Annotated in this window: 16 protein-coding genes; 10 read left to right on the top strand and 6 right to left on the bottom strand. The window is 49.4% G+C overall.

The genetic code is table 11. From position 1 onward, the window contains the following. Positions 1–24 precede the first annotated feature (24 nt). The 4 genes from AAAT87_RS06680 to AAAT87_RS06665 all read right to left on the bottom strand — a co-directional run bounded on the left by AAAT87_RS06680 (position 25) and on the right by AAAT87_RS06665 (position 6,689). Positions 25–2,271, bottom strand: a complete 2,247-nt coding sequence (locus AAAT87_RS06680) for a S9 family peptidase (RefSeq protein ID WP_349226023.1) — start codon at positions 2,269–2,271, stop codon at positions 25–27. A gap of 505 nt (positions 2,272–2,776) precedes the next feature. Further along, a complete protein-coding gene (locus tag AAAT87_RS06675; protein ID WP_349226016.1) occupies positions 2,777–4,327 on the bottom strand; it encodes a THUMP domain-containing class I SAM-dependent RNA methyltransferase in 1,551 nt (516 codons plus the stop codon). Continuing rightward, positions 4,311–5,252, bottom strand: a complete 942-nt coding sequence (locus AAAT87_RS06670; protein WP_349226015.1) for a serine O-acetyltransferase — start codon at positions 5,250–5,252, stop codon at positions 4,311–4,313. Before AAAT87_RS06670 ends, AAAT87_RS06675 begins: the two co-directional genes overlap by 17 nt. Positions 5,253–5,342: 90 nt before the next feature. Beyond that, positions 5,343–6,689: an MATE family efflux transporter gene (locus AAAT87_RS06665; RefSeq protein WP_349226014.1), complete on the bottom strand. Its 1,347-nt coding sequence runs from the start codon at positions 6,687–6,689 to the stop codon at positions 5,343–5,345. A gap of 193 nt (positions 6,690–6,882) precedes the next feature. On the opposite strand from AAAT87_RS06665, the gene AAAT87_RS06660 reads away from it, so the two are divergent. The 7 genes from AAAT87_RS06660 to AAAT87_RS06630 all read left to right on the top strand — a co-directional run bounded on the left by AAAT87_RS06660 (position 6,883) and on the right by AAAT87_RS06630 (position 16,065). Then, the gene (locus tag AAAT87_RS06660; RefSeq protein WP_349226013.1) at positions 6,883–8,034 is read left to right on the top strand and encodes an N-acetyltransferase; all 1,152 of its coding nucleotides are present in this window, start codon (positions 6,883–6,885) and stop codon (positions 8,032–8,034) included. Positions 8,035–8,067: 33 nt separating this feature from the next. Further along, positions 8,068–9,702, top strand: coding sequence for a nucleotidyltransferase family protein (locus AAAT87_RS06655; RefSeq protein ID WP_349226012.1), 1,635 nt, complete (start codon positions 8,068–8,070; stop codon positions 9,700–9,702). Between the two features lie 104 nt (positions 9,703–9,806). Next, on the top strand, positions 9,807–10,721 hold the full coding sequence (locus AAAT87_RS06650; protein WP_349226011.1) for a CDP-alcohol phosphatidyltransferase family protein: 915 nt from the start codon (positions 9,807–9,809) through the stop codon (positions 10,719–10,721). A gap of 19 nt (positions 10,722–10,740) precedes the next feature. Further along, positions 10,741–11,799, top strand: a complete 1,059-nt coding sequence (locus AAAT87_RS06645) for a lysylphosphatidylglycerol synthase transmembrane domain-containing protein (protein WP_349226010.1) — start codon at positions 10,741–10,743, stop codon at positions 11,797–11,799. After that, entirely contained in the window at positions 11,799–12,653 is an 855-nt protein-coding gene (locus AAAT87_RS06640; RefSeq protein ID WP_349226009.1) for an HAD family hydrolase, read from the top strand. The genes AAAT87_RS06645 and AAAT87_RS06640 overlap by 1 nt, the downstream gene beginning before the upstream one ends. A gap of 118 nt (positions 12,654–12,771) precedes the next feature. Next, on the top strand, positions 12,772–15,324 hold the full coding sequence (locus AAAT87_RS06635; RefSeq protein ID WP_296974307.1) for a DUF5686 and carboxypeptidase-like regulatory domain-containing protein: 2,553 nt from the start codon (positions 12,772–12,774) through the stop codon (positions 15,322–15,324). A 102-nt stretch (positions 15,325–15,426) separates the two neighbouring features. Continuing rightward, complete coding sequence (locus tag AAAT87_RS06630; RefSeq protein ID WP_296974304.1) at positions 15,427–16,065, top strand: response regulator transcription factor; 639 nt, start codon at positions 15,427–15,429, stop codon at positions 16,063–16,065. Positions 16,066–16,177: 112 nt separating this feature from the next. On the opposite strand, the gene AAAT87_RS06625 is transcribed toward AAAT87_RS06630, so the two are convergent. Both AAAT87_RS06625 and AAAT87_RS06620 read right to left on the bottom strand, forming a co-directional pair. Next, positions 16,178–16,270, bottom strand: a complete 93-nt coding sequence (locus AAAT87_RS06625) for a smalltalk protein (RefSeq protein ID WP_153090123.1) — start codon at positions 16,268–16,270, stop codon at positions 16,178–16,180. Between the two features lie 68 nt (positions 16,271–16,338). Further along, complete coding sequence (locus AAAT87_RS06620) at positions 16,339–16,923, bottom strand: HU family DNA-binding protein (protein WP_349226008.1); 585 nt, start codon at positions 16,921–16,923, stop codon at positions 16,339–16,341. 652 nt (positions 16,924–17,575) lie between these two features. Between AAAT87_RS06620 and AAAT87_RS06615 the strand changes: the two genes are divergently transcribed. From AAAT87_RS06615 to AAAT87_RS15545, 3 genes are all read left to right on the top strand, one after another. Next, positions 17,576–19,150 (top strand): ATP-binding protein, encoded by a 1,575-nt coding sequence (locus AAAT87_RS06615; RefSeq protein ID WP_349226007.1) that lies wholly within the window; start codon positions 17,576–17,578, stop codon positions 19,148–19,150. 284 nt (positions 19,151–19,434) lie between these two features. Continuing rightward, positions 19,435–19,800, top strand: a complete 366-nt coding sequence (locus AAAT87_RS06610) for a hypothetical protein (protein WP_349226006.1) — start codon at positions 19,435–19,437, stop codon at positions 19,798–19,800. Beyond that, complete coding sequence (locus tag AAAT87_RS15545) at positions 19,718–20,146, top strand: HNH endonuclease (protein ID WP_431997026.1); 429 nt, start codon at positions 19,718–19,720, stop codon at positions 20,144–20,146. The genes AAAT87_RS06610 and AAAT87_RS15545 overlap by 83 nt, the downstream gene beginning before the upstream one ends. The last annotated feature ends 15 nt before the right edge of the window (positions 20,147–20,161 follow it).

Here is a 20,161-nt window from a genome sequence, read left to right as displayed (position 1 = left end):
CTTATACATTTAAAATTTTTCTTTTTACTTCAGGTAGTCGAAAAAGTAGTTGCTGATTCTTTCGTGCAGGTGAGTGCTCTGATGCCCTCTCATGTTGTGAGGCTCACCTGGATATACGAAGAAATCTGGCTGGGTACCTGCTGCGATACAAGCCTTCAGGAAGGTGAGGCAGTGCTGTGGCACCACGGTCACATCGTTTAAGCCCTGGATAATCTGCAGTTTACCCTTCAGGTTTTTAGCCTGATAGAGTAGGGATGTCTTCTTGTAACCCTCTGGGTTGGTCTGTGGGGTATCCATATAGCGCTCGCCATACATCACCTCGTACCAGTGCCAGTCGATTACCGGACCGCCTGCTACGCCTACCTTGAATACGTCTGGATAGTTGGTCATCAGCGAGATGGTCATGAATCCGCCGAAGCTCCAGCCGTGAACACCAATCTTGTCGGCATCTACGTAAGGCAGGGTCTTCAGATATTCTACACCCTTCATCTGGTCCTTCATCTCTACCTGACCCAGCTGGCGGAAGGTAGTCTGCTCGAACGCCTTGCCACGGTTCTCGCTGCCACGGTTGTCGAGGATGAAGAGCAGATAGCCCTTTTCTGCCATGTAGGTTTCCCAGCCACGGCTGCTGTAGTTCCAGCGGGCATCCACGTTGTGGGCATGAGGTCCACCATATACATATATAATGGTAGGATACTTCTTGTTAGGGTCGAAGTTCACCGGCTTCACCATTCTCCAGTAGAGGTCGGTTACGCCGTCGTCGGCCTTGATCGAACCGCAGCTGTATTCAGGCACGTTGTAGCCCTTCCATGGGTTCTTGGCTGTGAAATAGGCGGTGCGCTTGCCGTTCTCGGTGTTTACGATGGCAATCTTGCGAGGCACGGTTGGGGTAGAGTAGTTATCATAGATAAACTGTCCGTTCCCGCTCAGGGTAGCGTTGTGCCATCCCTTGCCGCAATCGTCCATCATGGTGCGCTTGCCGGTCTTGGTATCCACCACGAAGATGTTACGCTGGATAGGAGAGCACTCGTTGGATGCGATGATGATGCTCTTGCGCTTGGCGTTGAAGCCGAGCACTTCCATCACTTCCCATTTACCGGAAGTCAACTGTTTGATTTCGAGTGATTCCGTGTTGCTTGCCATGCGGCTGCCGTGCTTGCCCAGGGTGCAGAGGTAGAGGTGGTTGTAGCCATCCTTGCGGCTCTGCATGATGAAGCTGCTGTTGTCCCAAGGCAGGAACTGGATTGGGTGGCAAGGCTCTACATACTTCTCATCGGTCTCGCGATAGAGCTCGCCGGTCTTCTCGCCAGTCTCTGCGCTGTAGGCAGTGAGGCGACAGTCATTCTGGTCGCGGTTCAACTCAAACATATAGATGGTCTTGCTGTCCGGGCTCCATGCGATGTTGGTGAAGTAGCGGTCTGTTGGGTCACCAGCCTTCAGATAGATGGTCTTGCCGGTCATGCAGTCGAACACGCCTACGGTCACCTTATGAGATGTCTCGCCTGTCATCGGATACTTGTCTGGTGCAGGCTTGGCGCAGCAGGTCTCTGTCTCAGGATGATTGAAGTAATCAATCTCCGGGATATCCACCTGCGGATAATCTGTTACCATACTCTGGTCCATGCGGTAGAAGGCGAGCAGTTCGCCGTTAGGGCTCCAGAAGGTACCCTTGCTGATGCCGAATTCATCGCGGTGAACACTCTGACCATATACGATTTCTCGGCTGCCGTCTGTAGAGATCTGGAAATCGTGAGACTTCTTCTCTCTTGTCATGGCATTGTTGGTTATGTCGAAGGTGCGCACATAGAGGTTGCTGCCCTTCAGATAGGCGAATGCATTCTGCTGCGCGTTAGCCTCGAGGAGGTTCTCGCCATCTTCAAACTCCATCTCGCTCAGCAGCTTATGCTTCTTGAAGTCGATGGTGTAGGTCTTGCTGCCGTTGCTTACCATCACGATGCTCTTGCCTGCGAAAGGGAACTGAGCGTTGTAGAGGGCTCTTACCTTGATGTCCTTGGTAGGAGCAATCCACTGGTTGATATCGTTGATACCGAAGAGTTTTGTCTCCTTTCCGGTAGTCTTGTTTACGAGATAGCATGCTTCGATGTCCTGATGGATGAGTTCATTTCCCCACCAGGTGCACCAGCGGTTCTTTGCCACCATGTTGCGGTAGTTGTTGCCACCAAAGTTCAGGTCTTCCAGTGTGAAGGCTTTCTCGCCCTTCTGTGCAGGAACTACGCCCTGAGCCTGTATCTCGGTTGCATTCATTGCCATCATGGAAATCATAGCTGCAAAAGATAATTTATAAATTGAATTCTTCAGATTCATCATTTTTTTTCTTGTTTTTTTATTTCTAGCGACATAGTGTTTTGCTATGTTGCTAGATTTATTTGTCTGATAACTAGGATTTGTTTCTTATTTCTAGTGATACCGCGTTTTATCAAGAACGCAAGTCCGCTAGGCGTTCCGCTGGATTTGTAATCCGGCGTTAAAAAATGTCCTAACCTATTTCGGCTCTGCGGATTTGCAATCCGCAGCAAAGGAGAATGCCTTTCCTTTTGTTGGGGGATTACAAATCCCCCGGTTTTAATAGGTCGAACCTTTTTTTACGGCGGATTTCAAATCCGCCGGGACGCCTGACGGAAGACGTTTTAAATCCGCCGGGAATCTTAGCTACGCAGCGTTTCGCTGCATTGCTAGAATTCTTAGCAATACGGCGTTTCACCGCATTGCTAGAAATCTTTAGTGACGCACTGTTTTAGTGCATTGCTAGAAAATCTTAATCCTCGTCATCAAAGTCGGTGTCGAAGCTTGGCTTGCCGCCACGCTTTCCTCCGAAGTTCTTGCCACCTCTGCGGTCTCCTTTGAAACCACCGCGCTTGTTGTTACGGTCGTTACGGTCGCCTCCGCGCTTTCCTCCGAAGCTACGGCCGCCCTTGCGGTCATCATCATCGTCGCGTCTTCCGGCAGCACCCACACGTGGACGTCCGCCACGGCGAATCTCATTGCGGCGCTTCTCGAAGTCCTCCAGGCGATGGCTGTGGAACTGGAAGCTGCGGATATCTGCATCCTCGTTCTCAATCTCCTCGGTCACACGCTTCTTGAACTCGCGCTCCTTCTTGAAACGGTGCTTCTGCGCCATCTCGCTCTTCTCGCGCTCAGTCTTCACGATACCGCCCTCAGAACGGAACTCCTTCATCTTGCCGTCGAACATCACATACTTGCGGAACTCGCACTCCAGACTTCCGTTATACACCGGAATCTTGATAGATGGCTTCAGACCAATCTGCTCGAAGCACTCCTCGCGGTAGCTCAGTACCCAAGCCTCGTTGCCTACGAAGGCACGCTTGAATCGCTCGCCTATCATCTTATAGGTGTTCAGCAGGTTAGGAGTAGAGATACGCTCGCCGTATGGAGGGTTCATCACGATGATGCTCTTCTCGGCAGGCTGTGTGAAGTCCTTGAAGTCCTGCTGTGAGATGGTGATATCCTTGCTCAGTCCGGCAGCACGCACGTTGAGGTTGGCAGTGTTCACCGCCTTCATATCTACATCATATCCGTAGATGTGGTGCTCGAACTCGCGCTCCTGAGAGTCGTCGTTATAGATCATGTCGAAGAGATCCTGGTCGAAATCGTTCCACTTCTCGAAGGCAAACTCCTTGCGGAATACACCTGGAGAGATGTTGCGGGCGATGAGGGCAGCCTCGATGGCGATGGTTCCCGAACCGCACATTGGGTCGATGAAGTCGCATTCACCCTTCCAGCCGGTCATCAGGATCATACCTGCAGCGAGAACCTCGTTCAGAGGTGCCTCTACCTGCTCCTGACGGTAGCCGCGGCGGTGCAGACTCTCACCGCTTGAGTCGAGACTCAGGGTAGCGTTATCCTCTGCGATATGGATGTTGAGGCGGATGTCTGGGTTAGACACGCTGATGTTAGGACGTGTGCCCTGCTTCTCGCGGAACCAGTCCACGATGGCATCCTTTACCTTGTAAGTCACGAAGCGTGAGTTGCGGAACTCCTCAGAATAGACTACTGAATCTACCGAGAAAGTCTTCTTCACGTCTAAGATGTCATCCCACTTGATCTTCTGAACCTCGTCGTACACCTCTTCGGCAGAACGTGCCTTGAAGTGCTTGATAGGTTTCAAAATGCGGATGGCTGTGTGTAACTGGAAGTTAGCACGATACATCATTTCCTTGTCGCCTGTGAAAGATACCATGCGGCGACCTATTTGTACATTGTTAGCACCCAGTTGGGTGAGCTCCTCAGCCAAGACTGGCTCCAGACCCATAAAGGTCTTGGCAATGAGTTCAAATTCCTGTTCCATTATTGAATTCTATATCTAATAAACTTTGTTTTTCTTTTCTATATTTCTTTGTTTTCGGCTTCATGTCCTTGGTCACCCACACGTTGGCTCCCACGATGCAGCCTTCTCCGATGGTGATTCTGCCCAGGATGGTGGCGTTGGCATACACGATGACATCGTCTTCCAGGATAGGGTGGCGAGGGATTCCCTTGATAGGATTGCCGTCCTTATCCAGTGGGAAACTCTTGGCTCCGAGGGTAACACCCTGGTAGAGCTTCACGTTGTTGCCGATGATGCAGGTGGCACCGATAACCACACCCGTGCCGTGGTCGATGGTGAAGTGGTGGCCGATGGTAGCCTCCGGATTGATATCGATACCCGTCTCCGAGTGTGCCAGCTCCGTCATCATTCTTGGGATGAGGGGCACGCCGAGCTTGTGCAGAACATGGGCGATACGATAGTTGGTTAAAGCCTTGATCACGGGATAGCAGGAGATGATTTCTCCGTGGCTCATCGCCGCCGGGTCGCCGTTGTAGGCTGCCTCTACGTCGGTGGCGAGAATCTTGCGGAGCTTGGGAAATTCCATGATGGCTTTGGCGGCGATGACGCCTGCCTTGGCACGATGGTGCTGCAGTTCTGTCTGGGTTTCCGATTCGCAGTCGTTGGCGAAGCAGAGTCCGGCGAGAATCTGTTCTGCGAGCATCTCGTAGAGTTTCTCAACTCTTACTCCGATATGGTATTTGATGGTAGAGATATTCACGGATGAGTTTCCGAAATATCCCGGAAAGAGGATGGATCGAGACAGATTGATGATGTCTTCGAGCGCCTTGCCCGAAGGAAGTGGATTTCCGTCTCGATGCTGATGGAAGAGACCCTTCAGCGATTCGGCACTTGAAAGCTCGTCGATAGTCTCTGTCAGCTGATGAGTTAGTGTATCTTTACTCATGTTTTCTTAATGTATCAATAAAATTCGAGTGCAAAGATACGATTAATTTCTTGAACTGCAAAGAATTCGTTCTTGTTTTTTGTGATTTTTTTAGCGTTTCTGAAATTTCATATCCCTGAATGCACTCCAGGCTATCGGTACCGCCACGAGGAAGGAGCAGATATCTGCCCACGCCTGACACATCTCCACGCCCAGTAATCCGAAGAAATGAGGGAGGATGAAAATGAGCGGAATGAAGAACAAGCCGCTACGTGCTGCTGCCACGATATTCGCACGTACGGGCTTGCGGATGGTCTGCATCAGCATATTCGTCAGCACGATGGTGGCTACCAGAGGGAAGCTGATAACTTGCCACTTCAGAGCAACGGAACCCACGGCTACCACGCTGGCATCATCACGGAAGAGTTCGATGATAGGCTCGGAGAAAAGGAAGCCGAAAACGGCACAAACCGCCAGGAATACCGTGCCGCATTTGATGCAGAAAAAGAAAGCCTCCTTCACGCGGCCGTACAACTTGGCTCCATAACAGAAACCGCAGAGCGGCTGGAAACCCTGACCCAGTCCGATGACCACGGCATAGGTGAAGAACGAGATTCTCGTCACGATACTCATACCCGCAATGGCTGCATCTCCATAGGCTCCGGCAGCCACATTCAGCACTAGCGTGGCGATGCTTCCCAGACCCTGTCTTGATAAGGAAGGCGTGCCGCCAAAGATAATCTCCTTGAAGTAAGCCCTGGTTGGCGTGAAGTTGTGCAGATGGATTCGGATGTTCTGACCCTTGTGTGACATCCAGAAAAGCATGGCGCAGCCGAAGCACTGGCTGATGAGGGTGGCAATGGCGGCACCCGTGATGCCCATGGCAAAATAAAGGATGAGCAGTGGGGCTAGGATGAGGTTGAGTAGCACTCCTGACATGATTCCCTTCATCGCATACATCGTGTTGCCCTGGAAACGCATCAGGTTGTTGAGTGTCAGAGAGGTCGTCATGAAAGGAGCGCCCAGCAGAATGATGCCGAGATAGCGCTCGGTATATGGCTGGATGGTGGGAGTGGATCCCAGAAGAACGCAGAGTGGTGTCAGGAAAAGTTGTCCAAGAATGGCGATGAAAAGTCCCGTCAGAAAGCTCAGTATGAAGCCCGTAGCTGCCATCTTCTTCGCCTTCTCCACCTCCTTGGCTCCCAGCATTCGGGAGATATAGTTTCCGGCACCATGGCCATAGAAGAAACCAACAGCCTGGATTACTGCCATCATAGCGAAGGAAACGCCTACTGCTGCCACGCTTTGGGTATTGATGCTGCCCACGAAGTAGGTGTCGGCGAGGTTGTACATACTCGTCGATAACATGCTGATAATGGTAGGAATCGCCATCGTAAAAATCACCCGATGCACCGGTGCATGGGTCAGGAATGTATAATTATCTCTTGATTTCTTCATTTCAGCCTGCAAAGTTACTGCTTTATTTCCGAAAGGGGGGAAATATTCGATGATTTTAACGCTCGGCAGGAAAAAAAACAATGATTTCGTTTGCCATCTCGGAAAAAACTCGTACTTTTGCACCGTTTTTCTGATGATACATTATTATAAAAAGAAAAATCAGAGCAAAAAGTTTTAGAAAAAAATCAGATCAATGAGTGATATTAGAATCATACCCGTTACTACCAAGAAAGGATTGAGAACTTTCATACAGTTCTATTACGACCTTTATGAAGGTAGCAAATATGCCGTTCCTTACTTGCGTTTTGACGAGTGGAATACATTGAGCAAAGACAAGAATCCTGCCTTCGATTTCTGCGAAGCGCAATATTTCCTGGCTATCGATTACAGCATCCCGAAGGTGGTAGGCCGCATTGCCGCCATCATCAACCATTGTGCCAACGACCAGTGGAACAAGAAGCAGGTGCGCTTCGGATGGTTCGACTTTATCGATAATCTCGAGGTTTCCGGTATGCTGCTGGATGCCGCAGCCCACTGGGGCAGAGAGCGTGGCATGGAAGAATTGGTAGGACCACTTGGCTTTACCGATATGGACCGCGAAGGAATGCTCATCGAAGGATTCCACGAGAAATCTACCATGTATATCAACTACAATTATCCTTATTATCCCAAGCACATGGATGCACTGGAGCTCTTCCAGAAGGACAACGACTGGCTGGAGTACCGCATCAAGGTGCCTGAGGTAACCCCTCCGAAATTTGCCAAGACAGCCCAGTTCATCGAGCGCCGCTACAATCTGCACGTGCGCAAGTTTACCAAGCACGAACTGGTTCAGGGAGGTATGGCCAAGGAGATTTTCCACATCGTCAACGAAACCTACAAGGATCTCTACGATTTCCAGCAGCTCACCGACCGACAGATTGACGGGTATGTGGATTCGTATATCAAGATGGCGGATATGAACCTCATCACCGGTGTGGTAGATGGCAACGACAACAACCGCCTGATCGGTTTCGGCGTATCCTTCCCATCCATGACCGAAGCGCTGCAGAAGAACCGCAACGGCAAGCTCCTCCCTTGGGGATGGCTTCGGCTCCTGCGGGTGATGAAGTGCCATGCCACTGATACCGTGGATCTGGTGCTCATCGGCGTGTTGCCGGAATACCGCAGCAAGGGTGCCAATGCCCTCATCTTCGCCGACCTCATCGAGCAGTACCACCGCTACGGTTTCAAATGGGCGGAGGCGATGCCGCAGATGGAGAGCAACAAGGGAGTGCAGAGCCAGTGGCAGTATCTGGAAAGCGTGCAGCACCGTCGCCGCCGCTGCTACAGAAGAAAGTTATAGAAATTTGAATAAAAATAATTAGAAATAGATAGAATGAGATTTGCAGTTATAGCCGCGGGCGAGGGAAGCCGATTGGCACAGGAAGGCGTGGAACAGCCTAAACCCCTGGTGCCGGTATGCGGCGAACCGATGATAGAGCGCCTTCTACGCATCTTCGTAGATTGCGGTGCTACCGAAATCGTAGTGATTGTCAACGAATGGAGCACGGCGGTGCGTGAACATCTGGAGCAGATGAAGCTGCCGGTGCCTCTGCGTCTGGTGGTGAAGACCACTCCTAGTTCCATGCACAGTCTGCATGCCCTCTCGCCATATCTCCGTGGCGAGCGCTTCTGCCTTACCACCGTGGATACCATCTTCCGTGAGGAGGAATTCAAGAAGTATATCCGTCACTTCCAGGAGGCAAAGGATATTGACGGCTGCATGGCTGTCACCCCATACGTGGATGATGAAAAACCGTTGTGGGTAGGCGTGGAGAAGCAGGAGGATGCCGAGGGTGCCAGTCTGCTCGACAAGCAGGGTTCGCACAAGAAGCCCCGAATTACGGGCTTCCATGACAAGCAGGAGGGCGATGACCATCTGATTTCGGGTGGCATCTACTGTCTGGGCGACAAGGCGCTCGATGTGCTCGACCACTGCATGGAGCAGGGCATGAGCCGCATGCGCAACTTCCAGCGCCAGCTGGTGGTAGAGGGATTGAAGCTGGAGGCTTATCCTATCAACAAGATTCTCGATGTAGATCACAAGGAGGATATTGCGAAGGCCGAGGCTTTCATCCATCCGCTGGAGGGTAAGACCCTGGTGGGTGTATGCCGCGGCAACGAGTTCTCGCCTAATTGCGTGGATAACGATGCTGCCATCATGAATGCCGTAAAACAGCAGCTGGAGGCACTCGGTGCGAAGGTGATGCTGATGTGCGAGAAGGAATTCTGCCGCAAGGCAACTGTATTGGAGAGAGCCTACGGATGGCCTCGCTGCCGTGTGACTGTGGGAGTGGATGGCTTCTTCTCGATGGCACGCAGCAAGCAGGCACTCGATATTCTCGGCAGAATAGAGGAGGAAGGCGTATTGGTGGTGAACTCCAGTCTGGGTGTAAACCGCTGCATCCGCCGCATCATGACCGAGCGTTTCATCGCCGGAGGCATCGCTACTCCTGAGAGCCGCATCATCGGCAGAAATGAAGAGATGGTGAAGGATATCCACTATCCTTGCTGGCTGAAGCGTGGCGACGGCTGTGCGCAGCAGAAGGAGGATACCTGCTATGTGCAGAACGAGCAGGAGGCTGAGGCGCTGCTGAAGGAATTCTGGCTGCGCGGCATCACTTCGGTGGTAGTGAATGAGCATCTGAAGGGCGACCTCATCAAGTTCTACGGCGTATCGGGTACCGATTTCTTCTATTGGTTCTATCCATCGAAATGCGGCCATCGCTCCAAGTTCGGACTGGAGGTGATCAATGGCGAGGCTCAGGGCATCGCCTTCGATGCCGAGGATCTGAAGGCTGAGGCTGACAAGGCTGCCGACATGCTGAATGTGCCGGTATATGGCGGCGACTGTGTGGTCAGCGAGGATGGCAGCATCCGCATTATCGATTTCAACGACTGGCCTAGCTTTGCGCCATGCCGTGATGAGGCTGCCTTCTATATCGCCACAAAAATGATTTGCACGCCCTGAATGGGCAGAAGCTCCTAGCCCAGGGTAACACCCTGGGTTTATAGATAATAGTCTGGCGCCCTGAAAGGGCAAAAGCTTTAAAATAAACAAAAAATTTAAAAAAGATGAATCAGGAATTTAAGGCTTCTCTGAAATCAGCGGATACCGAGGAGCACATTGATATTTACTTCTATCGCCCCATTGGCTACCAGTGGGCGCGATTCTTCCGCATGCTTCACGTCACCCCAAACGTGGTGACCATTCTTTCCATCTTCCTCGGCGTAGGAGCGGGCATCTGCTTCTATTTCGACGATTTGGCAATCAACATCTTGGGCATCTTCTTGCTCATCTGGGCAAACGTATATGATAGTTGCGACGGACAGCTGGCGCGACTCACCAACCAGAAGAGTGCCCTGGGCAGAATCCTGGATGGTGCTGCTGGCGACTTCTGGTTTGTCAGCATCTACTTCGCCATCTCCTTCCGTCTGATGCCGGAGTGGGGCTGGAAAATCTGGGCACTCTGCATCGTTGCCGGTTTCGGCTGCCATGCCATTCAGAGCCGTCTTGCCGACTACTACCGTCAGATTCACCTTTTCTTCCTGAAAGGCAAGGAGGGTAGCGAACTGGACGATGCCAGCAAGCAGGTAGATCTGTGGAAGCAGATGAAGTGGAAGAAGGAGCCAGTGCAGAAACTCTTCCAGTTCTTCTACAAGAACTATACCTTGGGACAGGAGCGGGATACTCCTATCTTCCAGATATTCAAGAGAAATCTGCGCGAAAGATATCCGCAGCAGTTGCCTGAGCAGTTGCGTGCCGACTTCCGTGCGGGCAGTCTTCCACTGATGAAATATGCCAATATCCTCACCTTCAACTGGCGCAGCATCACGCTGTTCATCTCAATCCTGATAGGTTTCCCATGGCTTTATCCGGCTATCGAGATTACCGTGTTCAGCCTGATTTTTTTCTATATGAGAGGAACCCACGAGCGTCTTTGTCTGAAGCTCAACCAGAAGGTCCTGAAGGGAGAGTACGGGGTATAAACGAAAAACAAGTTCATTTATGAATAACAAGTTCAGAAATATATTCATGGCGTTCGGTATCATCGCCATCATCATCATGCTCTGCACGATGGATATGGACTATACCGATATCTGGCGCTATCTGAAGCAGGCGGGCATCTATTTCCCGCTGATTCTCGGTCTGTGGCTCGTGGTTTATTGGGTGAACACCATTTCCTGGTGGCTTATCATCAACGACGAGGGTAGGGTAAAGGGACTCTCGTTCTGGCGAGTATATAAGCTCACCGTGAGCGGATTTGCCCTGAACTACACCACTCCCTGCGGATTGATGGGCGGCGAACCTTACCGCATTATGGAGCTGAAGCCTTTTACGGGTGTGAGCAAGGCTACATCATCGGTCATTCTCTATGTGATGATGCACATCTTCTCCCATTTCTGGTTCTGGTTTCTTTCTACATTTCTCTATATCGCCCTGTATCCGATAGGTGTCCCTATGGGCATCATGCTGGGCTTCATCGCATCCTTCTGCCTGCTCGGCATCTACTTCTTTGCCCGTGGCTACAAGACGGGAATGGCACAGAAGGGCATCCGTCTGCTCACCCATATTCCTTTCGTGAAGAACTGGGCTAAGCGGTTTGCGCAGGAGAAGCAGGAGACCCTGGAGCAGATAGATTCGCAGATAGCCCTGCTGCATGGTCAGCACAAGAGCACCTTCTACAGTTCCCTCTTCTTCGAGGTGATGGCGAGAGTGCTCCAGAGCCTGGAGATTTATCTTATCCTGAAGGCTTTTGCGGCGGATATCAGCATCGCCGACAGTATTCTGATTCTTGCCTTCTCATCGCTTTTCAGCAATCTCATCTTCTTCTCTCCTATGCAGTTGGGAGCCCGTGAGGGTGGTTTGGCTCTGGCGGTGGATGGCCTGCATCTTACGGGTGCCCTGGGTGTATATACCGGTCTCATCACCCGAATCCGTGAGCTGGTATGGATAGCCATCGGCATTCTGCTCATCAAGGTGGGAAACAAGGATCTGAAGAAGATTCAGGAAGAATACGAGGCTGATCAGAAGAACCAGCAGCAAACAATTAATAAAGGAAAATAATGAAAGTACTGGATATAAAAGGAATCATCTTTGATTATGGTGGCACGCTCGATACCAGGGGCGACCACTGGTCGGAAGTGCTGTGGCAGGGCTACGAGCACTTCGGCATCGGCGTGGCTGATGACGAGGAAGTTGAGCCAGGAGTAAGTATTTACAAGCAGGCTTTCCGCGATGCCTACGTGTATGGTGAGCGAGCACTGGCTGTGAATCCCATCGTGACTCCTGATTTCCATTTCGAGGATATTCTCAGAGAAAAACTGATCCTGGAATTGAATTTCCTGGCAGGAAAGGAATTGCTGGAGACTGGAAAGGATGATTCTGAGAAACAGGCGAAGCTTGGGAATCCCGGAAAAGATTCTGATGCATCATCAGAAAGCCTTTTCCTCTCCCTTTCTGATTCAGAAATCCAGCAGATTGCTGTGGATATGGCTCGCTATATCAATGCCAAGACCCTTGCTCTTCTGAATGAAAACAAGCAGGTGTTGGAGCATCTGAAGCAGAATGGTTATCCGATGGTGCTGGTTTCCAATTTCTACGGCAACATCAATCAGGTATTGAAGGATGCAGGAATTGATGGCTATTTCGAGGACGTGATAGAATCGGCAGTAGTGGGTGTGCGCAAGCCGAACCCAGCCATCTTCGCCCTCGGAGTCTGCGCCCTCGATCTTCCTGCCTCTCAGGTGCTGGTAGTGGGCGATACCTATGGCAAGGATATCGTTCCTGCCCACAAGCTGGGTTGCCACACCCTATGGATCAAGGGATTGCAGTGGGAAGAGAAGAAGGTGGATGAATCCATCCCCGATGGCATCATCAAGAAACTCTCTGAGATGGAGGAATTTCTGAAAATCTCATAAAAAACTGAAATATATAATAGGTTTTTGCAGCTATTTACGAATAATGTTATAACTTTGCAGCCTGAAAGTAGAGAATGATTAATAATGGGCGCAAGGCCCCTATATATATAATAAGGTAATGAAAGGTATAAGAAAATTGTATTTGGTGCTCGTCCTCCTGGTGGTTTCTACACTCCAGATGATGGCGCAGCAGAAGATAACAGGTCGTGTCATCGACGATGACGGCTTTGCCGTATCGTATGCAAGCGTGCAGTACAAGGGACACAAGATTGCCGTTTCCAGTGATGGAGAAGGTAAGTTTACCATCGAAAAGAAGCCGGGACTGATGCTTACCGTCAGCGCTCTGAGCTACAAGACCGCAACGGTCAAGGTAGATGAGAAAACCAGCTTCCTCGAAATCAAGCTCAAGGACGATTCCCACAAGCTGGGAGAAGTCGTGGTGAAGTCGAAGAAGGGAAGATACAAGCGCAAGGATAACCCTGCCGTGGAACTCATGCGACGTGTCATCGCTGCCAAGAAGAAGAGCGACCTCAGCAACTATGATTATTATCAGTATGATAAATATCAGAAGATCACCCTCGCACTCAATGATATCACCAAGGAACAGATGGAGGGCAAGTTCTTCAGCAAGCGACAGTATCTCCTCGATCAGGTAGAGCTTTCGCCTTACAACGGCAAGCTCACCCTGCCGGTAAGTATCGATGAGACCGTTTCGCAGCACGTTTACCGCAAGGACCCGAAGAGCGAAAAGGATATCATCAAGGGTCAGCAGAGCAATGGTATCGGACAGGTGATCCAGACCGGAGAAATCCTGAATACAGCCATCAAGGATGTCTTCACCGATGTGGATATCTATGATGACTACGTGCGACTGCTCCAGTATCCGTTCCCGTCTCCGCTGGGCAGAACAGCCATCAGCTTCTATCATTATTATATAGAAGATACGGTGTATGTGAACCGCGACCTCTGCTATCATCTGCAGTTTATCCCAGCCAACAGTCAGGACTTCGGATTCCGAGGCGAGCTTTATGTGCTTGCCGACAGTACCCTGCACGTCAAGAAATGTAATCTCTATATGCCTCACAACTCAGCCGTCAACTGGGTGAAGGACATGAAGATTGAGCAGGAATATACCAAGCTCGACAATGGCGAGTGGGTGCTCACCAAGGATGATATGATAGCAGAGATGCACATGAACAAGCTGCTGCAGGACCTGCTGGTGGTGCGAAACACCCGAATCACTGATTACGCCTTCGACCCTTTGCCGAAGATGCTCTTCAAGGGCAAGGCAAAGGTAAGGCATGATATGGATGCGATGAACCGTGATGAGGCTTACTGGAACAAGTACCGACAGGTGGGGCTCACCAAGAGTGAGTCTTCGATGGACAGTTTCATCCACCGCATGGAGAATTCCAAGGGATTCAAGTACATCATCTTCGGCGTCAAGGCGCTCATGGAGAACTATGTAGAGATAGGAAGCGGAGGAAAGGATGGCAGAAAGAGCCTCTTCGACCTCGGACCTATCAACACCTTCCTCTCCAACAATTACGTGGATGGCGTGCGCCTGCGTCTGGCAGCCCGCACCATGGCGGCACTCAATCCTCACTTCTTCTGGGATGGATATGGTGCCTACGGTACGAAGAGCCACAACTGGTACTACGGTCATCTCTTCACCTATTCGCTCAACAAGAAAAAGAACAGTCCGTTCGAGTTCCCGATGCGCAAGTTCGTCTTCGAGATTGGTCACGATATCACCTCTCCATCCGATGACAACCTGCTGCACAACAAGGATAACTTCTTCATGACCATCCGTGCCACTACGCAGGACCAGATGTATCTCTATCAGCGACAGAAGTTCAGCTTCGTCTATGAGACCGACTGGGGACTCCGCTTCGATGCGGGAATGAGATGGCAGAGCAACCGCACCGTGGGCAATCTGCATTATTTCAAGGTGAACACGGGCGAGGAAGTAAAGAAGATACGCACCACCGAGGCATCTGTGGGCATCGACTATAATCCGGGTGTTACCTATGTCAACACCAAGCAGCAGCGATTGCCTATCAATCTCGACAGTCCTGAGCTCACACTCCGCCATTCCATGGGTCTGGACGGATTTATGGGCGGTCAGTATCAGAGCAACCTCACCACGCTGGGCATCTACAAGCGCCAGTGGCTGGGCAGCTTCGGATATGTGGACTTCAACATTGTGGGCAAGATGCAGTGGAACAAGGTTCCATTCACCATGCTCGTACAGCCACCAGTCAACCTCTCCATCTTCGAGCAGGAGGCAACCATCAGTATGATGAAAGATTGGGAGTTCCTGAGCGACCGCCAGCTCTTCTGGTCGGTAGCCTGGGATATGAACGGCAAGCTTCTCAACCGCATTCCGCTCATCAAGAAGCTGAAGTGGCGCGAGTATGTAGCCGTGAAGGGAGTATGGGGACAGCTCACCGACAAGAACAATCCGGTGAAGAATACATCGGATGACGTGATTTTCAAGTTCCCTAACAACTCCTACACCTTTGGCAACACGCCATATTGGGAGGTGGTAGCCGGTGTGCACAACATCTTCAAGTTCTTCGGAATCGATTATGTGCGCCGTATCAACTATCTGAATCATGCCAATGTAGATAAGTGGGGCATCCGAATGGGATTCCTCATGTCATTCTAGGAAAGATAAAACAGGGAGAACATAGTAAAAGACTATGTTCTCCCTTCATAAAAGTTTGGTCATAAAAGAGTATATAACAACATAAAAGAAGGAGATTTGCTTATGAAGATTCTATTGGCAGATAAGCAGGATATCACGCGTGCCGGACTGATATACGTGATAGAGAAAATGGAAGGATTGGAAACCAAGTATGTGGAAGACAAGACAGAGCTGATGCTTGCCTTGCGGGAAAACGAGGATACGGTGGTGATACTCGATTACACGCTTTTCGATATCAATGATTCCGCCGAACTGCTCATTCTCAACCAGCGCTTTCCCTATACCCGATGGCTGCTGTTCAGCGAAGACCTGAGTGCCGATTTCGTACGTGTGCTCATCGCCAGCAGCAGTATGTTCAGCGTGCTCCTGAAGGAGAGTTCGCTGATGGAAATCAAGGAGGCGATACGCTTCTGCGTGGACAGCAAGCGTTTTGTCTGCCAGCGAATGATGGAGGTGCTCCTTACTCCGCCGCAGGAAGTAGAAGAAAAAGTGAATCTCACCAAGACCGAAACCGAGATTCTCAAGGATATCGCCCTGGGCATGACTACCAAGGAAATCGCCGAGAAGCGTTTCTCCAGTTTCCATACCGTGAATACCCACCGGAAGAATATCTTCAGAAAGCTCGGCGTGAACAACGTGCACGAAGCAACAAAGTATGCACTTCGCGCCGGACTGGTAGATTCTGCGGAATATTACATCTAGAAGAAATAAACTGTTATAACAATTTTATAAACTCTAAAAACAAACTAAATGAAACCAACAAAGACATTAAAAGCATGCCAAAGTCATTTCGACTTTGGCATGCTCATTTAAGTTACATACAGCTCGTCACGCCCAGAGAGGCGGCAATAGCAGTCAAGATAGATAGTACTATCTGAAATACAGTTTTCCAGGTTTCTTTCTTCATAGGCAGTTTTTTTAGTGATTAATTCCGTTAGGCGTTCCGGCGGATTTGCAATCCGCATCAAGCAAGATTTACAAACTTACGTTGTCGTCGCCACCGCCGTCAGTTCCGCCAGTACCCTGGCTGGTACCACCGCCGCCCTGCGATGTTTCGCCGTTATCCTTGTTAGTCTCCCCGCCAGCACCCTGACTGGTATCACCTCCGCCCGGCGTATTCTCCGTTCCGCCGCCGTCATCAGCTCCGGTGGTATAGTCGTCGTATGCCACGATCTTGGTGAGCTTCTTCAGCTCGGCATTGCTCCAGGTCTTCGTGTTTCTTACAATCAGATGCACGCCCAGCACGCTAGCCGCCGTCACCTTCTCCTTGCTCACCTCGCCACGCGAAGTCATACCGATGGAGAACAATCCGAGATCGGAGAAACGGACGCTCTTGCCGTCCAGAATCAGATGCTTCAGGCAGTCGAGGGTGTCCATCAGCACACCGTGGATGGTGCCTCGGCTGTATGGAGAGTTGTGCTCGGAGATGTGAGTCACAAAGTCCTCGAAATTCATCTCACGGTCGCTCACGGCAGTAGCATACCAGAGCTTCTTACCAGCGTTCTCACCCGTCTGAGGGGTACGCATAATCTTACGATACTTACTAGTTCCTTGTCCCATAGTCAATCAGTTTTTTAAAGGGTTAATAATTATTTTTAGACAGTGCAAAGAAAGTGCAAACGAGCGCAGAGTCAAGCTTGCTTGAACTATGCCGAGTGCAGCCTTTCTTCTAACGACAGTGCAAAGGTACTGCAAATATCCGATACCGCCAAAAATCGCCCCGCAGAGTTCTGTTAAACGCCGTTAACATTTGCGCCGTTTTCCGTTAATAAAAACAAGTCTATCAGTTAGCTATGAGAAAACAATGAGTAGCCGAGAGTTTCCCTATGTTTTCCCAGGAGTTCCCCTGTAGTTCTCGGCAGAGTGATTTTCGGTAGGAGCGGTTACGGTTACAGAAGTTACAGTTTTTCGAATCCCCTTTACCTTCTTCCGTCTTTAGAAAGAGATTATAAATATATATTAATTATATATTTATAATCTATATATATACTACTTACAATCCGTAAGTCCCCGAAAGCACTTTACCCCCTCCATGAAAACTGTAACTTCTGTAACCGTAACCACTGTAACCACCTCTGTAATCCTCCTGATACTTTCCTGAGAAGAGCAGGGAATCATCACATTTTCTCAACTTTTATCAGAAAACTCTTGCAGGTATGAAAATAAAGTCGTAACTTTGCGGAAAAGTTGATTTAAAGACAGATTAGGAATTATGGTAGAGACAAACGATAGACGATTGCCAGTAGGCATCCAGTCTTTTGAGAAAATCAGAAAGGAAGGCTATCTTTATGTTGACAAGACAGATATCATCTGGCAACTTGCCAACAGAAATAAGACGTATCATTACCTGAGCCGCCCACGCCGCTTCGGTAAATCTGTGCTGGTCGATACGCTCGAAGCCTACTTTCTGGGCAAGAAGGAACTCTTCGAGGGATTAAAGATCATGCAGCTGGAGACGGAATGGGTGAAGCGCCCTGTCATCAGACTGGATATGAGCCGTGCCGGCGCAGAGCCGGACACACTGCGCTCTTATCTCAATAATATTTTCAGACAATACGAAAAAGTATATTCATTGGTTCCTGACCCTACAGATAGTCTTGCCGACCGCTTTGATGCCATCATCCAAACTGCGTATGAGAAAACCGGACAGCAGGTAGCCATTCTCATCGATGAATACGACTCTCCATTGCAGCATTCCTGGAAGACTCCTCAGCACGAAGCATGTACTGCTATCTATCGAGAGGTTTTTGCCATTCTCAAGGCAGATGACAAATACGAGAAGTTTGTCTTCATCACCGGCATCACCAAGTTCACGCAAATCTCGCTTTTCTCTGTGCTCAATAATCTGAGCAACATCAGCTTTGAGCCGGAATATGCAGCCATCTGTGGTATTACGAAAGAAGAGGTGGTACGTGATTTCAAGCCGGAAATCAATAAGTTGGCATCAAGAAAAGGATGGACGTTCGACGAAGCCGTAGCGCAATTGACAGCTTATTACGATGGCTATCATTTCAGCCATGAAAATATGGTGGATATCTTTAATCCTTTCAGCCTTATCAATGCCCTTGCTGATTCCAAACTGAGGAATTATTGGGCTTCATCTGGGGCAACCTCTTTGCTTCCAAAGTTTGTGGATGATCTGGAGATTCGTTTGAAGGATTTTGACCATAGTGCCCTGTTGGACACAATTATAGAAACTTCTGACGTGACGGGCGGCGGAGCAGAGCTGTTTCTTTATCAGTCGGGCTATCTCACGATTAAGGGTTACATAAGCGGAGCTTATCTTCTTGGCATTCCTAACTTCGAAGTAAGGCAAGCCTTGAATGAAATCGTGTTGCCAACATTGGCCATGCGCAAGAACAATGACCTTCAATCTACCCAGGCATTTCTGAATATTCACCTCAGCTTGGGCAATCTTCCCGAAGCCATGAAATGCCTGAAGGCGCTCATTGCGGATGTGCCCTACAGCAACAAGAAGCTTGCCAGTATGGACATGGAGGAGCGCTACCGCCTGATTCTGAGCACCATCTTCAATGCCATCGGTTGCCGTGTGGAAGTAGAGAAGATGATAGCTACGGGCAGAATTGATATGGTGGTAGAAACCACCAACTTCATCTATGTATTGGAGTTGAAGCTGAGCAACAACGGTGGCGTGGATGCTGCCGAAGAGCAGATGAAAGCCAAGCAGTATGCCGAGCCATTCAAGGCGGATAAGAGAAAAGTAATCGCCCTTGCCATAGAGCTGGATGATATGGGAAAGGGACTGGTTGATTGGAAGGAAGTGTAATTTTGGCTCAGGGAAGATAGTCCGTGGATAGACAATCTTCCTGAGCGCCGACTTATCGATTTATTGGAGGTCGGAGTGATAATTTTTCTGCCCAAAATTTGGTGTTTTCAAATAAAGGTAGTCGAAGATGTAATAGAGACCTTGAAGAGGTTGGGTGGATGTGCTACATTCGGTCTGCTGAATTTTATTAATTTTGCAGCGTGATTTAAAAGTAACGATAGATGTGTCAGGTTTTTACGAACGCCTGAAATCCGTCATATTATTCATTTTAAGACTTAAGAAATATGGATTTTTTCGATTTACTATTTGGTGGCGGTCAAGCCATACAGGGGATATTCCGATTGGGATTTATCCCTAAAGAAGAAGACTTTAGAGAGTTTTCTGGTGAAGAATATCAAAAGTTCAAGGAGAAAGAGTGTGATATTTGTGGCAAGATGTACACATTCAAGTCTGGTCTGCCAATCGCTGAACATGATGTTTATGTCTTCAGCGAGGAGGAGAAAGGTATCATGCTGAAAGGTGTGGAGATTATAGACAGTCTCTGCGAAGAGAAGACCTTCATCTCGGATGATGCAAAGCTTCGATTTGTTGCCACCGTGTTGCCTGGAGTTTTCTCTGAAGGGACGAAATATGCCTGCAACGAAAAGTAGGCGAAGAGGAAATGCTTTGCACAATATTTGTGAAATACTTAATAAGAAAGGATGCAGAAGACAAGTTTCATATTTAGATATAGGTAATGACTCCATTATAACGGATTTTGTAAAAATGAATAAGAAAATATGTTATAATGGTCTGCTTCTGTTGCCTAATTATGACAAACTGTTTGACCTTGGATACATTTCTTTCAACCCCAAGGGTGAAATCATGTATTCTCATTTGTTGGACAAGTTTGACAGAGAAGCCATAGGACTTACCAGCGATTTACATTTAGTAAAGCTTGAAGATCAGCATTTGAAATATCTCAAATACCACAATGAGAACTGTTTCTTGTTGTAAGGTTCCCGCAGCTTG

Origin of the sequence: Segatella sinensis, assembly GCF_040095255.1 — a bacterium.
GTDB lineage: Bacteria > Bacteroidota > Bacteroidia > Bacteroidales > Bacteroidaceae > Prevotella > Prevotella sinensis.
Note: the sequence above shows the minus strand (reverse complement) of the source record. Positions and strands in the feature narration are given on the sequence as shown.

Coding starts and splice junctions, on each gene's coding strand:
- AAAT87_RS06625 (WP_153090123.1), bottom strand. CDS start 16,270: ATGAAGAAAGAAACCTGGAAAACTGTATTTCAGATAGTACTATCTATC.
- AAAT87_RS06655 (WP_349226012.1), top strand. CDS start 8,068: ATGAGATTTGCAGTTATAGCCGCGGGCGAGGGAAGCCGATTGGCACAG.
- AAAT87_RS15545 (WP_431997026.1), top strand. CDS start 19,718: ATGATGCAAAGCTTCGATTTGTTGCCACCGTGTTGCCTGGAGTTTTCT.
- AAAT87_RS06635 (WP_296974307.1), top strand. CDS start 12,772: ATGAAAGGTATAAGAAAATTGTATTTGGTGCTCGTCCTCCTGGTGGTT.
- AAAT87_RS06665 (WP_349226014.1), bottom strand. CDS start 6,689: ATGAAGAAATCAAGAGATAATTATACATTCCTGACCCATGCACCGGTG.
- AAAT87_RS06645 (WP_349226010.1), top strand. CDS start 10,741: ATGAATAACAAGTTCAGAAATATATTCATGGCGTTCGGTATCATCGCC.
- AAAT87_RS06660 (WP_349226013.1), top strand. CDS start 6,883: ATGAGTGATATTAGAATCATACCCGTTACTACCAAGAAAGGATTGAGA.
- AAAT87_RS06680 (WP_349226023.1), bottom strand. CDS start 2,271: ATGGCAATGAATGCAACCGAGATACAGGCTCAGGGCGTAGTTCCTGCA.
- AAAT87_RS06630 (WP_296974304.1), top strand. CDS start 15,427: ATGAAGATTCTATTGGCAGATAAGCAGGATATCACGCGTGCCGGACTG.
- AAAT87_RS06620 (WP_349226008.1), bottom strand. CDS start 16,923: ATGGGACAAGGAACTAGTAAGTATCGTAAGATTATGCGTACCCCTCAG.
- AAAT87_RS06650 (WP_349226011.1), top strand. CDS start 9,807: ATGAATCAGGAATTTAAGGCTTCTCTGAAATCAGCGGATACCGAGGAG.
- AAAT87_RS06615 (WP_349226007.1), top strand. CDS start 17,576: ATGGTAGAGACAAACGATAGACGATTGCCAGTAGGCATCCAGTCTTTT.
- AAAT87_RS06675 (WP_349226016.1), bottom strand. CDS start 4,327: ATGGAACAGGAATTTGAACTCATTGCCAAGACCTTTATGGGTCTGGAG.
- AAAT87_RS06640 (WP_349226009.1), top strand. CDS start 11,799: ATGAAAGTACTGGATATAAAAGGAATCATCTTTGATTATGGTGGCACG.
- AAAT87_RS06670 (WP_349226015.1), bottom strand. CDS start 5,252: ATGAGTAAAGATACACTAACTCATCAGCTGACAGAGACTATCGACGAG.
- AAAT87_RS06610 (WP_349226006.1), top strand. CDS start 19,435: ATGGATTTTTTCGATTTACTATTTGGTGGCGGTCAAGCCATACAGGGG.